Origin of the sequence: Shewanella sp. Iso12 (genome assembly GCF_012030025.1) — a bacterium.
Lineage (GTDB): Bacteria > Pseudomonadota > Gammaproteobacteria > Enterobacterales > Shewanellaceae > Shewanella > Shewanella algae.
Genome location: NZ_JAAUHW010000004.1, coordinates 73,126 through 87,755, shown reverse-complemented (window position 1 = coordinate 87,755; position 14,630 = coordinate 73,126). Strand labels below are relative to the sequence as shown.

At 55.7% G+C, this 14,630-nt stretch carries 14 protein-coding genes; 10 read left to right on the top strand and 4 right to left on the bottom strand.

Features of this window, described 5'->3' with window-relative positions; all coding sequences use genetic code 11:
• The first annotated feature begins 22 nt into the window (after positions 1–22).
• Complete coding sequence (gene hemB, locus HCX89_RS09130) at positions 23–1,033, top strand: porphobilinogen synthase (protein ID WP_062793790.1); 1,011 nt, start codon at positions 23–25, stop codon at positions 1,031–1,033.
• 120 nt (positions 1,034–1,153) lie between these two features.
• Here the strand turns inward: hemB and HCX89_RS09125 are convergent, their stop codons facing one another.
• Positions 1,154–3,094, bottom strand: a complete 1,941-nt coding sequence (locus HCX89_RS09125) for an ATP-dependent DNA helicase (RefSeq protein ID WP_167715780.1) — start codon at positions 3,092–3,094, stop codon at positions 1,154–1,156.
• A 551-nt stretch (positions 3,095–3,645) separates the two neighbouring features.
• Here HCX89_RS09125 and hisG point away from each other — a divergent pair.
• The 8 genes from hisG to hisIE all read left to right on the top strand — a co-directional run bounded on the left by hisG (position 3,646) and on the right by hisIE (position 11,222).
• Complete coding sequence (hisG, locus tag HCX89_RS09120; protein ID WP_025011635.1) at positions 3,646–4,542, top strand: ATP phosphoribosyltransferase; 897 nt, start codon at positions 3,646–3,648, stop codon at positions 4,540–4,542.
• Positions 4,543–4,545: 3 nt separating this feature from the next.
• Positions 4,546–5,904, top strand: a complete 1,359-nt coding sequence (gene hisD, locus HCX89_RS09115; RefSeq protein ID WP_167715778.1) for a histidinol dehydrogenase — start codon at positions 4,546–4,548, stop codon at positions 5,902–5,904.
• Positions 5,905–5,909: 5 nt separating this feature from the next.
• Entirely contained in the window at positions 5,910–7,013 is a 1,104-nt protein-coding gene (hisC, locus tag HCX89_RS09110) for a histidinol-phosphate transaminase (RefSeq protein WP_167715776.1), read from the top strand.
• Positions 7,014–7,056: 43 nt separating this feature from the next.
• Complete coding sequence (gene hisB, locus HCX89_RS09105) at positions 7,057–8,124, top strand: bifunctional histidinol-phosphatase/imidazoleglycerol-phosphate dehydratase HisB (protein WP_167715774.1); 1,068 nt, start codon at positions 7,057–7,059, stop codon at positions 8,122–8,124.
• Complete coding sequence (gene hisH, locus HCX89_RS09100) at positions 8,124–8,786, top strand: imidazole glycerol phosphate synthase subunit HisH (RefSeq protein ID WP_167715772.1); 663 nt, start codon at positions 8,124–8,126, stop codon at positions 8,784–8,786. Before hisB ends, hisH begins: the two co-directional genes overlap by 1 nt.
• Positions 8,783–9,520, top strand: a complete 738-nt coding sequence (hisA, locus tag HCX89_RS09095) for a 1-(5-phosphoribosyl)-5-[(5-phosphoribosylamino)methylideneamino]imidazole-4-carboxamide isomerase (RefSeq protein WP_167715770.1) — start codon at positions 8,783–8,785, stop codon at positions 9,518–9,520. Before hisH ends, hisA begins: the two co-directional genes overlap by 4 nt.
• On the top strand, positions 9,502–10,275 hold the full coding sequence (hisF, locus tag HCX89_RS09090; RefSeq protein WP_167715768.1) for an imidazole glycerol phosphate synthase subunit HisF: 774 nt from the start codon (positions 9,502–9,504) through the stop codon (positions 10,273–10,275). The genes hisA and hisF overlap by 19 nt, the downstream gene beginning before the upstream one ends.
• Before the next feature lie 296 nt (positions 10,276–10,571).
• Positions 10,572–11,222, top strand: a complete 651-nt coding sequence (gene hisIE, locus HCX89_RS09085) for a bifunctional phosphoribosyl-AMP cyclohydrolase/phosphoribosyl-ATP diphosphatase HisIE (protein ID WP_167715766.1) — start codon at positions 10,572–10,574, stop codon at positions 11,220–11,222.
• Positions 11,223–11,410: 188 nt separating this feature from the next.
• Here the strand turns inward: hisIE and HCX89_RS09080 are convergent, their stop codons facing one another.
• Together HCX89_RS09080 and HCX89_RS09075 are read right to left on the bottom strand one after the other, a co-directional pair.
• Positions 11,411–12,157, bottom strand: coding sequence for a DsbA family protein (locus HCX89_RS09080; protein ID WP_167715764.1), 747 nt, complete (start codon positions 12,155–12,157; stop codon positions 11,411–11,413).
• Entirely contained in the window at positions 12,151–13,014 is an 864-nt protein-coding gene (locus HCX89_RS09075) for an MBL fold metallo-hydrolase (protein ID WP_167715762.1), read from the bottom strand. Before HCX89_RS09075 ends, HCX89_RS09080 begins: the two co-directional genes overlap by 7 nt.
• Positions 13,015–13,123: 109 nt before the next feature.
• Here HCX89_RS09075 and HCX89_RS09070 point away from each other — a divergent pair, with 109 nt between their 5' ends.
• Positions 13,124–14,005 carry a LysR family transcriptional regulator gene (locus tag HCX89_RS09070; protein WP_167715760.1) on the top strand — a complete coding sequence of 294 codons (882 nt, stop codon included), beginning with the start codon at positions 13,124–13,126 and terminating at the stop codon, positions 14,003–14,005.
• A gap of 54 nt (positions 14,006–14,059) precedes the next feature.
• On the opposite strand, the gene HCX89_RS09065 is transcribed toward HCX89_RS09070, so the two are convergent.
• Positions 14,060–14,593, bottom strand: coding sequence for a cell division protein ZapC (locus HCX89_RS09065; RefSeq protein ID WP_025011151.1), 534 nt, complete (start codon positions 14,591–14,593; stop codon positions 14,060–14,062).
• Between the last annotated feature and the right edge of the window lie 37 nt (positions 14,594–14,630).

Below are 14,630 nucleotides of genomic sequence, written 5' to 3'. Positions count from 1 at the left end.
CCATAGCAGTAAAGGAAATCTCATGTCAGACAGTCATTGCCGTCACGGCAGCTTCACCAAACCTCTTCGTCGCCTTCGCCGTCTTCGCAGCTCAGAAGCCATGCGGGATCTGGTTCGCGAGCAGCAAGTTTCCCTGACAGATCTGGTACACCCACTTTTCATCGAAGAAGGCATTACTGAGCCTGTGGCCATCAGCACCCTTCCCGGGATCAGCAGATTGCCCGAGAGCATGCTGGCAGCTGAGATCCGTGAGCTGAAGGCCCTCGGGATCCGCTATGTGATGCCCTTTGGTATTTCACACCATAAAGATGCCATCGGCAGCGATACCTGGAACGATGACGGCCTGTTGGCACGGATGATCCGCACCATCAAGCAGGAAGCGCCCGAGATGCTGGTGATCCCGGATATCTGTTTCTGCGAGTACACAGATCACGGCCACTGCGGTGTGGTTGAGCACAATGAAGTTTGTAATGACGCGACTGTGGAAAACCTGGTCAAGCAGTCTGTCTGCGCTGCCCGCGCCGGTGCCGACATGCTGGCCCCTTCGGCCATGATGGACGGCCAAATCCGGGCTATACGCGAGGGCCTGGATGCGGCCGGTTTTGAAAATGTTGCCATTTTGGCCCACTCGGCCAAGTTTGCCTCCTCTTTCTACGGTCCATTCCGGGCGGCGGTAGATTGTGAACTCAGCGGCAATCGTAAAGGTTATCAACTGGATAGCGCCAATGGCCGGCAAGCGCTGTTAGAGGCCCTGCTCGATGAAGAGGAAGGTGCCGATATTCTGATGGTTAAACCAGGTACGCCTTATCTGGATGTGTTGTCACAATTGAGAGAGCGTACCGAGTTGCCTTTGGCGGCTTATCATGTGGGCGGTGAATATGCCGGGATCAAGTTCGCGGCTCTGGCCGGCGCTCTGGACGAAAGAGCCGTGGTTACCGAAAGCTTTGTCGGCTTCAAACGCGCCGGTGCCAGCTTGATTGTCAGCTACTACACCAAGCAATTTGCTTCTTGGCTGGCCGCAGATCGCGACTAATAGCTAGTACAGAGAGACAGAGAGCAAAAGGCGCCTGGTTTTAGGCGCCTTTTTACTATCAATTTATTTGTTCCAAAAATTGAATTAATACTCTCAAATACAGTATCTAACTGTTTTTAATCAATCTATCCCTTCAAGAAAAGACAAGGCAGATTGCAAATTGCGGGTCCTGTACATGGGAGGCAAGGAGTTGAGAAATGCCTGACCATAGCTGCGATTGACGATGCGATTATCACAGAGAATTAGCACACCGCGGTCGCTCTCGTCACGAATGAGCCGTCCAACACCCTGTTTGAGTGCTATCACAGCCTGGGGCAAGGCCAACTCCACAAAGGGGTCACCCTGTCGCTTACTGATCTCTGCGGCTCTGGCGCGATAGAGATTATCGTCCGGAGACACAAAGGGCAGTTTGTCGATTATCACGCAAGAGAGTAACTTGCCGCGCACATCCACGCCTTCCCAAAAACTGCCGGTGCCCAGCAGCACGGCATTACCCAGCTGACGAAACTTTTTCAGCAAGGTCTGCTTGCCGGCGCTGCCTTGCACCAAGAGTGGATAACGGCTGCGACCATGAAGCGCCTGCGCCACCCGTTGGAGCATCCTGTGACTGGTAAACAAAATAAAGGTTCGGCCCTTGGCCGCATTAATCGCCTGCTCACACACCTCAAGCAGGCGCCGAAACTGATAATCCCCTTCAGAGCGCACATCCCCAAGCTCCCTGGGGACACACAAAATCGCCTGGCGCCGATAGTCAAAGGGGCTGTCGAGAATAAGCTCCCTGGCCCCCTTAAGCCCTAATGTCCGGCAAAAATGGTTCAGACTGCGATTCACCTGTAGCGTTGCCGAGGTAAATAGCCATCGGGTTTGCACCTCAAACAGCGCCTGACACGCCTTGGCAACATCAATAGGCGCCATTCTCAGCGTCGGCAGGCGACTGCCCTGCTCTATACTGTAAGCCGCACTTTGATCTTCACAGTTGAAAAACTGCTCCAGCTGCCTACAGTAATCGAGCCATTTTTCCAGGCAATCATCCAGTTCATCACTGCGACCGATATTGGCCAGCATCACCCGCTCCAGCGCCCGAAACTCTTCGAGCAGCTGCCAGCATTGCCTCGCGAGTTCTTTATCGGCCAACAAGGGGCGCCAGTCGCTTTGCCCGGACGCCTGGGTCATCTGCGCCCAATCCGCCAGGCGGGAGCCGCAGCGTCTGGCGAGATCGCTCAGTTGTGAAGTATCCCTGAGTTCCTGTTGATATACCGCTTCCACCCGCTCCAGCACTCGCTGCATGGCCGCGAGCGACAATTGGCGACCAAAGTAGGTTACGGCAATATCGGCAAGCAGGTGAGCCTCATCGAAAATCACCGCATCGGCATCGGGCAACAACTCGGCAAAGCCGGTATCCTTGAGGATCCTGTCGGCAAAAAACAGATGATGGTTAACCACGATAATCCTGGCTTCCAGGCTCTTCTGTCTGGCCTTGCGGGTAAAGCAGCTGTCATAGAAGGCGCAGCGCTTGCCGCTGCAGCGCTCTTTCGAAGAAGCCACCAGCGCCAGTGCCGGCGACTGTTCGGAAACCGTGGCCAGAGTGCCGAGATCGCCATCTGTGCTGGCCGCGGCCCATTGATTTATCCTGAGCAGATCATCGAGCACTTCCGGGCTACGGCTCTGGGCGCCATCCAACTGCTGCTCCAGCAACAACTGACACAAATAATTGTTGCGCCCTTTGAGCAGCGCCACCCGAACTTGCAGATCCAGCATCTGCAGCAAGGCCGGCAGATCTTTATAAAACAGCTGTTCTTGCAGGTTCTTTGAGCCGGTGGAGACAATCACCTGCTTGCCGGAGAGCAGCGCCGGGATCAGATAACCGAAGGTCTTGCCAACCCCTGTGCCGGCTTCGAGCACCAAAGGCACTGCAGCGCCGCTTGAGCCATGGAGTAACTGGGCCACTTCGCGGGCCATCTCCAGTTGTTGCTCTCTAGGCTTGAAGCCCCTGATATTGGAGGCCAAAGGGCCGCCCGGGGCGAAGGCCAGTGCCGTTTCGCTGACGAGTCGATTACGCATTGTGCTCCATTTTGCCCTGGGGTATGGCGTGCATTATCGCTATTTGAGTGACGGATACAAGGGACAAACCTTATCGCCAAGCCGCTCTACCCGACAGAGTTGGCATTGGCATAGTTGGCATTGATATAGCTGACATAGTTAACATAGCCACTTACACCAACTCTTTAGCTAACGATTCGCAAACTTATGCCCAAGCGGGCCGCTTGATGAATCCTTTTCAAGCAGCAGACATTTTTTGATTTTGGGTGTTGCAAATTCCAGCCAAAGGGATTAGCTTAAAAACACACCAGCCGAATTGGCTCAGAATTGAATGTTTATGCGCTGCAAAATTACAGCGTGAAATCACAGGATTTATTACATGACACAGCTTCGCAACGCTATCCATCATCATCACCACGAGCGGTAGCCTTCGGAGCTGACTGCCGAAGGTTCATTCCTTCTGGCGGTTGATTCATAAGATCTGAAAACCCCTGGAAGGAATTCCGGGGGTTTTTCGTTTCCGGATTTGAGTTTTTTAACCAAGATTGAATTGACCAACAGGAATGACCACTATGACTTCAAATCGACTGCGCATCGCTATCCAGAAATCGGGCCGGCTTTCGAAAGAATCACAACAACTGCTGAAAAACTGCGGCGTAAAATTCACCGTTAACGAACAACGTCTGATAGCCCACGCCGACAATATGCCGCTGGATCTGCTGCGGGTGCGTGATGATGACATTCCCGGCCTGGTCATGGATGGCGTGGTCGATTTGGGGATCATTGGCGAGAATGTGCTGGAAGAGGAGCAGATAGAACGGCAAACACTGGGCAAACCTTCGGCCTGCAACAAACTCAGACAACTGGACTTCGGCGCCTGCCGTTTATCACTGGCGGTACCCAGTGAGTTCCCTTATCAGGATGCCGCCTCACTGGAAGGCTTGCGAATTGCCACTTCCTACCCCAACCTGCTGCGCCGTTTTATGCAAAATAAAGGCATAAGTTATCGCGACTGTATGCTCAAGGGCTCGGTAGAGGTCGCTCCCCGCGCCGGACTCGCCGACGGGATCTGCGATCTGGTTTCCACCGGCGCTACTCTGGAAGCCAATGGCTTGTACGAGACCGAAGTGATCTTTCGCTCCATGGCCTGTGTCATCCAATCACAGCAAACCCAAACCCCGGCCAAACAGGCCTTGATCGACAAGCTAATGAGCCGGGTCAACGGCGTCATCCGTGCCCGTGAAAGCAAATATATCCTGCTGCACGCTCCCACTGAAACCCTGGAGCAGATTGTTGCCCTGCTGCCCGGCGCCGAGAACCCTACAGTGTTGCCGCTCAACGATGACAGCAACCGGGTCGCCATCCACGCGGTCAGCACAGAAGATCTATTCTGGGACACAATGGAAGAGCTGACCAAGCTCGGCGCCAGCTCGATTCTGGTGATGCCAATTGAAAAGATGATGGGGTGAAGCATGCAGTATCTGGTATGGGACAAACTGAGCGAAAGCGAACAGGCCGCCGCGCTCCAGCGCTCCTCTCTGGTAAGCAGCGAAGCGCTCGAGCAGAGCGTCGGCGAGATCATTGAGGCCGTCGCCGCCAAGGGGGACCAAGCCCTCAGGGAGTACAGCGAGCGCTTTGATAATATCCCCCTTGAGAATATCGCCCTCAGTCAGGCGCAGATAAAAGCCGCTGCCCAGGACGTTAGCCCTGAGCTCAAAGACGCCATCAAGACCGCCATGGCCAACATAGATGTGTTCCACAGCGCGCAGCAACCCCTGGCTTTGGATATCAATACCCAGGCCGGAGTGCGCTGTGAGCTCCGAAGTGAGCCCATAGACAGCGTCGGCCTCTACATACCGGGCGGCAGCGCGCCGCTAATCTCCACTGTGTTGATGCTGGCGCTGCCGGCACGAATCGCCGGTTGTCGCCGCCGGGTCTTGATAAGCCCGGCACCGATAGACAGCGCCATCATCTACGCCGCCAGCGAATGCGGCATCGAAGATATTTACCAATCCGGTGGCGCCCAAGCCATTGCCGCGCTGGCATTGGGCACGGAAACCATAGCGCCGGTGGACAAGATATTTGGCCCCGGCAACCGTTACGTCACCGAAGCCAAGCGCCAGTTGTCCCAGGATCCCAGGGCGCGAGTCAGTATCGACATGCCGGCGGGGCCATCCGAAGTGCTGGTCATCGCCGATGAGACTGCCAATCCAGCCTTTGTGGCGGCCGATCTCCTGTCACAGGCCGAGCACGGCCCCGACTCTCAGGTGATATTGCTCTCTAGCTGTGAATCGCTGGCAAAAGCCGTCATCCAAGAGCTGGACAAGCAGCTTGCGGCCCTGCCCCGCGCCGATATTGCCCGCCAGGCATTGGCCGAAAGCCGTATTTTACTGCTCGATTCACTGGATAAGGCTGCAGCCGTTTCCAACCGCTATGGCCCCGAGCACCTTATCATCCAGACCCGCAGCCCAAGAGCGCTGCTGGCACAAATTCGCGCCGCCGGCTCTGTATTTCTCGGCCCCTACACCCCGGAATCTGTGGGTGATTACGCCAGCGGAACCAACCATGTGCTGCCCACTTACGGCTACAGCCGCTCGGTATCCAGCCTGTCACTGGCGGAATTCTGCCGCCGCTTTACCGTGCAGGAGCTGAGTGCCGAAGGTCTTTGCGCCTTGGGGCCCTCGGTAATGACCCTGGCCCAGGCGGAGCAACTTGACGCTCACAGCAATGCCGTTGCCCTGCGTCTGGCCTCTCTTGGGGTATCCGGAGCGGAAGCTTCAACCGAGAGTGTTTCATCACTGAGCGCGCCGTCGGCGAGTGTAGAGGAATAACAACCATGCCTGCAGCCATTAATACCGCCACTGCGGATGCCAAGAAAGGAACAATAGCCGTTACCCGCCAAAGCCGCGAGCTGGCCGCCGCTCTGGCTCGCCCCGAGCTTTTGGCGCTCGAGCCCTATCAAAGCGCCAGGCGCCTTGGCGGCCAGGGGGAAGTCTGGATCAACGCCAACGAATCCCCCTTCAACCACACTGATATCGACCGGGTCAACCGCTACCCCGAGTGCCAGCCGCCAGAGGTGATAGCCGCCTATGCCGCCTATGCCGGAGTCTCAGATTTGCAGCTCATCTGCAGCCGCGGCGCCGATGAAGCGATAGAGTTGTTGATCCGCACCTTTTGCACCCCGGGGGCAGACAGCATCGCCCTCTTTGGCCCCACCTACGGCATGTACGCCATCAGCGCCGCGACCTTCAATGTCGAGGTCAAGACACTGTCGTTGGATGACAACTTTCAGTTGCCCAAAGCGTTAACCCAGGCCCAAGGCGCCAAACTGCTGTTTATCTGCAACCCCAACAACCCCACAGGCACCTGGGTAAGCCAGGGTGAAATTCTGCGGGTGCTCGAGGCCATGCCAGACACGCTAGTGGTAGTGGATGAAGCCTATATTGAATTCAGTCCCGAGCTGAGCGCCGTCTCTTTGCTCAAGGAGTATCCCAACTTAGTCGTGCTGCGCACCCTCTCCAAAGCGTTTGCCCTGGCCGGAGCCCGCTGCGGCTTTATGCTGGCCAATGAAGGCATTATCGAGATGGTAAAACAGGTGCTGGCCCCCTACCCGGTACCTGTCCCTGTGGCACGCTTGGCGGCTTTGGCATTAAGCCCTGAGGGCATAGCCAGAATGCAGGCCGATGTGGCGCTGCTCAAGACTCAGGGGCAAAGAGTGGCTGCGGCGCTGGAAAGACTCGGTGCCCGGGTACTGCCAAGTGGCGGCAACTATCTGCTGGCGTATTTCGCCGATGCCCCCAAGGTGCGTGAGCAGTTGCAGCGCTTTGGCATAGTCGCCCGCAGCTACCGGGATCCGCGTCTTGTCGACGCCATACGTTTCAGTTTCAGCGATGACTCAGATACCGAGCGGCTGCTAGCCGCCCTGAGCCAGGTGCAATAACGATAATAATCAGCCCGGCAGCGGCCGGCACAAGGAAACATCAATGAGCCAGAAAATACTCTTTATCGACCGCGACGGCACCCTTATTGAAGAGCCGCAAACCGACAAACAGGTGGACAGACTGGATAAGCTGGTGTTTGAACCCGGCGTTATTCCGGCACTGCTCAAACTGCAAAGCGCCGGTTACCGCTTGGTGATGGTCTCCAATCAGGATGGCCTGGGCACCCCCTCCTTCCCGAAAGAAGACTTCGATGCGCCCCACAATCTGATGATGCAGATTTTTTCAAGCCAGGGGGTCAACTTCAGCGAGGTGTTGATTTGCCCTCACTTCAACGATGAAAACTGCAGTTGCCGCAAACCCAAACTCGGGTTGGTAAAAGAGTTTCTGACCCAGGGCCTGGTGGATTTCACCCGCTCGGCAGTTATTGGTGATCGGGAAACCGATATTGCCCTGGCCGAGGCCATGGGCTTGACCGGCTATCGCTATGACAGGGAAAAGCTCAACTGGGACGATATCTGTGATGCCCTCTTGAGCCGGGGTCGCCAGGCAACTGTGGTGCGCACCACCAAAGAGACCGACATTCGGGTCGAGGTGGATCTCGACCGCGCCGGCAACAGCGACATCAATACCGGCATAGGCTTTTTCGATCACATGCTGGATCAGATTGCCACCCACGGCAATTTCAAACTGGCAGTCAAGGTTGACGGTGATCTTGAGATAGACGATCACCACAGTGTGGAAGATACCGCGCTGGCGCTGGGCGATGCTTTGCGTCAGGCGCTGGGCGATAAACGCGGCATTGCCCGTTTCGGCTTTTCCCTGCCAATGGATGAAGCCCGCGGCGACTGCCTGCTGGATCTCTCCGGCCGTCCCTTCCTCAAGTTCAACGCCGAATTTGAGCGGGAAAAGGTCGGGGAGCTGGCCACAGAGATGGTTGCGCACTTCTTTCGCTCCTTTGCTGACGGCCTGCGCTGCACCCTGCACCTTGGCTGCGAGGGTGATAACGACCACCACAAGGTAGAGGCACTGTTCAAGGTGCTGGGGCGCACTCTGCGCCAGGCCATCAAGGTTGAAGGTGATGCCTTGCCTTCCAGTAAGGGAGTGTTGTAATGACCCAAGCCGTTGCCAAGACAGTGATAATAGATACCGGCTGCGCCAACTTAAGCTCGGTGAAATACGCTTTTGAGCGCCTCGGCGCCGAAGTCTGTATCAGTGATGATGCCGAGGTTATCCGCAGCGCCGAAAGAGTGGTGCTTCCCGGTGTGGGCACAGCCAGAGCCGCCATGGCGGCGCTCACTGAAAAGCAGTTAATTCCTGTTATCAAGGCGCTGAAACAGCCGGTGCTGGGAGTGTGTCTCGGTATGCAGCTCATGTGTGACAGCTCGCAGGAAAGTGGCGAGAATACCGATGAATGCCAGTGTCTTGGGCTGATCCCCGGCACTATACGCCAGCTCGACTGCAAGGGGTTGCCCAGTCCGCATATGGGCTGGGATCAACTGAGCCCCATACTTGATGCAAACGGCCAGGCGCACCCGCTTTTTGCCGGTATCGATGAAGGCAGCTACTGCTATTTCGTCCATTCCTTTTGCGCCGCGCCTTCGGCGGCCACCATAGCCGAATGCTGTTACGGCGAGCGTTTCAGCGCCGCCATTGCCAAAGACAACTTTATGGGAGTGCAGTTTCACCCGGAAAAGAGCGCCGCTATCGGCAGCCTTATCCTGGCTAACTTTCTCACTCTGACCCAGGATGATTTTAACGGAGCTGCAGCATGATCATACCGGCAATCGATCTTATAGAAGGTCAGGTAGTGCGCCTGTTTCAGGGCGATTACCAACAGGAGACCCGCTTCAATCTGCAACCTGAGGCTCAACTGCTCGCTTATCAGGCTCAGGGCGCTTCGCTCTTGCATCTGGTGGACTTGACCGGCGCCAAAGACCCTGACCGCTGCCAGAGCAGCCTGATAGCTTCGCTCGCGGCCGCCCTGAATACACCACTGCAAGTAGGCGGCGGCGTGCGCAGCCAGCGTCAGCTCGATGAACTGTTCAAGGCCGGGGTTTCCCGGGTAGTGATAGGTTCATTGGCGGTGCGTGAGCCCAAACTGGTTGGCGCCTGGCTCGAGCAATACGGCCCGGATGCCATCTGTCTGGCGCTGGATGTCAATATCAATGCCGCGGGCGAGAAAATAGTGGCGGTTCACGGCTGGCAGAGTGGCGGTGGTAAAACCCTGGAATCTCTGGTGGCCCAGTTTGCCCCTTTGGGTCTTAAACATGCCTTGGTCACCGACATCAGTCGTGATGGCACCATGACGGGCGCCAACACGGCCCTGTACCGCGAGTTGGCGCAGACCTTTCCCGATATCGCCTGGCAGGCCTCCGGCGGTATCGCCAGTCTGGATGATGTGGCCGCAGTCAGGGATTCCGGCGCCAGCGGCCTGATTATCGGCAAGGCCTTGCTCACCGGCGAATTCAGCGTAGAGGAGGCGATCGCATGCTGGCAAAACGTATAGTCCCTTGTCTCGATGTACGGGACGGTAAGGTGGTCAAAGGCGTGCAGTTTCGTAACCACGAAACCATAGGCGATATCGTGCCGCTGGCGGCCAGATATGCTGCCGAAGGCGCCGATGAACTGGTGTTCTATGATATCACCGCCAGCGCCCACTCGCGGGTGGTGGATAAGTCCTGGGTCAGCCGGGTGGCGCAGCAGATAGACATACCCTTCTGCGTGGCCGGCGGCATCAAGACCCTGGCCCAGGCACGCGAGCTGCTGGCATTCGGTGCCGACAAGATCTCCATCAATTCACCGGCACTGTCGGATCCCAGCCTTATTCGCAGGCTGCAGGATGAATTCGGCCGCCAGTGCATAGTGGTGGGTATAGACTCTTTCTTCGATGCCAATGACAACAGCTATAAGGTGAAACAGTTTACCGGCGATGAAGCGGCGACCCGCGACACCCAATGGCACACTCTGGATTGGGTCGAAGAGGTGCAGCGCCAGGGCTGCGGCGAAATCGTCCTCAATGTGATGAACCAGGATGGGGTGCGTCAGGGTTATGATATCGATCAGCTCGCCAAAGTGAGAGCCGTCTGCGATGTGCCGCTTATCGCCTCCGGCGGCGCCGGTACCATGGCGCACTTTCTCGAAGTTTTCGACAAGGCCAAGGTCGATGCCGCTTTGGCCGCCAGCGTATTTCACAAGGGGATCATAGAGATCCAGGCGCTGAAAGCCTTTCTCAAGCAAAGCGGCGTCGCCATTCGCAGCTAAGGAAGGTGCGAATAAGTCCTCGTGGCACTCTGGCTTGCACAGCAATTGGCGTTCAAGACATCTGACTGAAGGCATGCCTGGGCCTGTCAAAGTCGGATAACGCAGAGAGCCGGTTGCTGTGAAAGCCCCGAAGGGCGTGGCTTACAGGCCTGCCTGCTGTGTTGTGCTTCTTGCAAAGGACTAGGGCCATTTGCTGCGAACCACGCCTTGCATCCAGGCCTGTAAGCCGACGCAGAGCACACATGGGACTTGTTCGCACCTTCCATAAGCCCCATAACCCAATACAGGTATTTGATATGACAACCGAGACAAACAATGCCGACTGGCTCAAACAGTTGGACTGGGATAAACAACAGGGATTACTGCCGGCCGTAGTGCAGGACTTTCACAGCGGCAAGGTGTTGATGCTGGGTTATATGAACCGCGAAGCCCTGAATGTCACCCTGAGCAAAGGCCTGGTGACCTTTTACAGCCGCAGCAAACAGCGGCTGTGGACCAAGGGTGAAAGCTCGGGCAATCTACTGCAATTGGTCAGCATAGGAGTGGACTGTGACAACGACAGCCTGCTGCTGCAGGCCAACCCCATAGGCCCCACCTGCCACAAGGGGACTGACAGCTGCTGGGATAATCCAGCCTGCGGCGAAGTGCACCCCTTTATCAATCGCCTGCAAAGCCTTATAGCCTCCCGAAAGGAAGAAGACCCCAACGAGAGCTACACCGCTTCGCTGTTTCAGCGCGGTACCAAGCGCATTGCCCAGAAGGTGGGCGAAGAGGGATTGGAAACCGCGCTGGCGGCGGCCACTCATGATCGCGAAGAGTTGGTGAATGAAGCCTCGGATCTCCTCTACCACCTCTTGGTACTGCTGGAAGATCAACAACTGTCCCTCTATGATATCCATGCCAACCTGGCCAAACGCCACACCCAGGCCAAAGCGGCACAGGATTAAAGCAAAGCCTACATAAGGCAGTGGCACAGCACCAACGAACAAAGGCAAAAAGAGAAAGGGATGAATGCAACCAATAGGTATTCATCCCCTTCTGCTGTCAGCTTTTATCGCAAGCTTACACTGCTTCTACTTAAGCCAAGAGTAAGATTGCAGCCACCTTTAAGCCCTCTCTAATCCATGCGGAAAGCTTAATCGCAGCCGCCTCCCAGGATACAAGCCGCCGGAGCGCTTGGCGCGGCTTTCGGATTATCTCTCTTGGCGTCAATCCCAGAGAGCTGTCTGGCAAAACTTGAGTCAAACCAACCCAGCATTGCCTCTGTCTGGCCGTAGAAGCGGTTCAAAGGCACAGGGTGCCACTCACCGATTTCGCTTTCCAAAACCAGCGACGGAAAGCCTGCCAATCCGAGCTTTGCCATCATGGCTCGGCTTTGGGCGATATGGCTCGCCAGCGGCGAAATCTGCCCGGCTGAGTTTGCTTCCATAACCGCCGTCAGATCGCTAGCCAATTTCTCGCGCCCCAGTGCCTGGAGACTCGGCAGCTCCTTCAGCAGTTGCAGTAACACTTCAGGCTCGGCAAGCCTTAAACCCTGAACATAATGACCACGCTGCAATATCTCCAGCAGCGCCAATCCCTGCCCTGCCGCCTTTTCGGCGAGCAGGATGGCGGCAATGGCCGGTCCCGAGTCCAACACGGCGTCAGGACATTGAAGCAAACCCTGAGTGTAATCGTCGCCAAAGGGCTGCCCGGTCAGCTTGGCAATTTTGCTGTCGTGGCTGAGGATATGTTGCCTGAGACCGGGCGTTATTCTTGTTGCCTCCATCAGGCCGCCAGCGTGCAATACTATCGGGAGTCTGGCACTCAGGGCATGAATGAGGGGCGCCGCACCATGGCACCAGCCACACAAGGGGTCAAAAAAGTAGTGCAGCCTCACCATTTCATCTCGCCCTTGCTGACCTTGGCACCTATCTCCAATGCCATACCCAGCCCGGCATTCGGGTACAAACGCTGCATGGTGTCAATAAGCTCAGCGCTGGTTTGCGTGTCGGCTTCGGCTTGTTCGAAATCCTGCAGGTACTTGAGTGTCGCGGCAATATTGTCCTGCTCGAGAAAAGATTCAGACAACATGTGCCCGGGGATCACCTTGGCAGGTTTAAGCGCCGCCATTTCCGCAAGCTGCGTCTTCCAGGCCGCTCGCTCACTCTGGCTCTGACTATCAGCCATCCACAGGTGCAAGCCTCCGGAGACGGCCACATTGCCGAGTATGGTTTTACTCGAAGGTACCCAGAGGTATGGCCTGTCAGCCAGCATTCCCTGGTCACCTTTTATCTCAATCGCCTTGCCTTCAAGCATTAATTGACGGCCTTTAAATATCTCTGGCAGCTGCGCCTTGAGGGGGGCATTGCTACCCATTCTGGGGATCCAAAAGCTCAGCTTGTCTTCCAGCTTGGCCGAAATTTGTGCATGCACTGCCGGGGTCGTCAGGTATTTTGCTTTAGGGAAAAACTGCTTGAGTGTGGCAACCCCGAAGTAATAGTCAGGATCCGCCTGGCTGACGAATACAGTGGTCAACTGCTTGCCACTGTCCAGAACCTCGGCGGCCAGTCGCAAGGCATCGGCGCGGGTGAAGCCTGTGTCGACCAAAATGGCTTCCTTGTCACCGCTTATCAGGGTGGCGTTGACATGAAAGCTGTTACCGTCGGCGTTATAGACTTTGAAGTCGAGGGCGTCCGATTCGGCGTGTAAAGAAAATGGCAACACTAAACTGGCAGCCAATACGAGTGATTTAAGCATGGTTTTACTCCGGTGAATTTCAACGTTGGCCAGTTTATGATTTCAATTAATGCAGATATACGGCTAAAATTGCGCAATATTGTTGCATAATCCGGACAAGTAATCGCAGATGGACAGATTAACCGCCGCCGAAGTTTTTGTGGATCTGGCCGCCAGTGGCAGCTTTACCGCTACCGCCGAGCGGCTTGAGATGTCGCGCGCCATGGTAACCCGCCATATCAAGGCGCTTGAGGATTGGTTGGGCGCCAGATTACTCAATCGCACCACCCGCAGTGTAACCCTTACAGATGCCGGGAATCAGTGCCTGACATATTGTCGCCAGTTACTCTCGACCCGTGAGGCATTGGAAATCAGCCTAAGCGAGAGACGCAGACAATTGACCGGCAAACTGAGAATAAGCAGTAGCATGTCATTCGCACACGCACGACTGGCAGCGAGCCTCGCGCAATTCATCAGGCTTAATCCCGGGGTGGAAATCGAGTTGGATGTGAGCGATCGCGCTGTGGATCTGGTGGCGGAAAGGGTCGATCTGGTGATCCGTATTGCTTCAAGCCCGGATCCCTTGTTGATTGGCAAGCCGCTTATCAAGGTGAATTCGCAGCTGGTAGCTTCTCCTGAATACCTCAAACAGTATTCGGCGCCGCAGCACCCCAGGGATCTTCGCCGGCACCTGTGCCTTGGCTACCGCCATTTCAATCGCAATCTTTGGCATCTTTCCAAGGGAGAGCAGAACGAATCTGTGGCGGTCAACTGCCAACTAGTGGCCAATGAAGCGACAGTGTTACTCAGGGCGGCTCAGGCCGGCAGCGGTATCGCCCAACTGCCCGATTATTTGCTGGCTGAAGCACTCAAAGATGGCAGCTTGCAATGCTTGCTGCCGGATTGGACACCGAGAGTCATGACGGCCTACGCTCTCTATAGCTCAAGAGAACATATGCCGGTGGCACTGAGAGCCTTGATTGACCACTTGAGCCAGGCATTCTCAGGCTGAAGACAAACCAAAAACGGGGCCATAGGCCCCGTTCATACTCGCTGACAAGCTTTGTCAGGCAGCAACTATCTGCTGCTGTGCCCTGAGCGGATGCAGACGATCGTGCATCACCTTGATGGTTTCAAAACGGGTCAGGGTTTTGACATCGCTGAGTCGACATTCGTTGGCCAACATCATTACCAAAGAAGCCTGCAGCCCGGTCTCAACCACCATCACCAGCACACGCTCTCCACGACATTTGAGATCAAACATCTTTCCCGGCTCACTGTAAACACAGACAGCACTGGTGTCGAAGAACCATGACTTGGGCATCTGCGGTTTTTGCATAAAGTGAGCAGCGGTAGCATTCAATGCCAGTTGAACCACTTGTGCATCCGTCAATGACAGTGATTTGGTTAGACGATCAAGCAGGTCAATATAGAACTTGGCGTGCTCGACGCTAAATTCTGCTTCTTTCATTGCATCCGGTATCAAAGTCTTGGCTTTATAAGGAGTCAGAAATTCCATTTCCGAACCTAACGATACGCTAAGGACACCATACGAATCGTTATATCTCCATTGCCAATCTCTGTTTGGCATTAATAACATAACGCAATCCAATAAGACCTGTGATTTATTACAAACG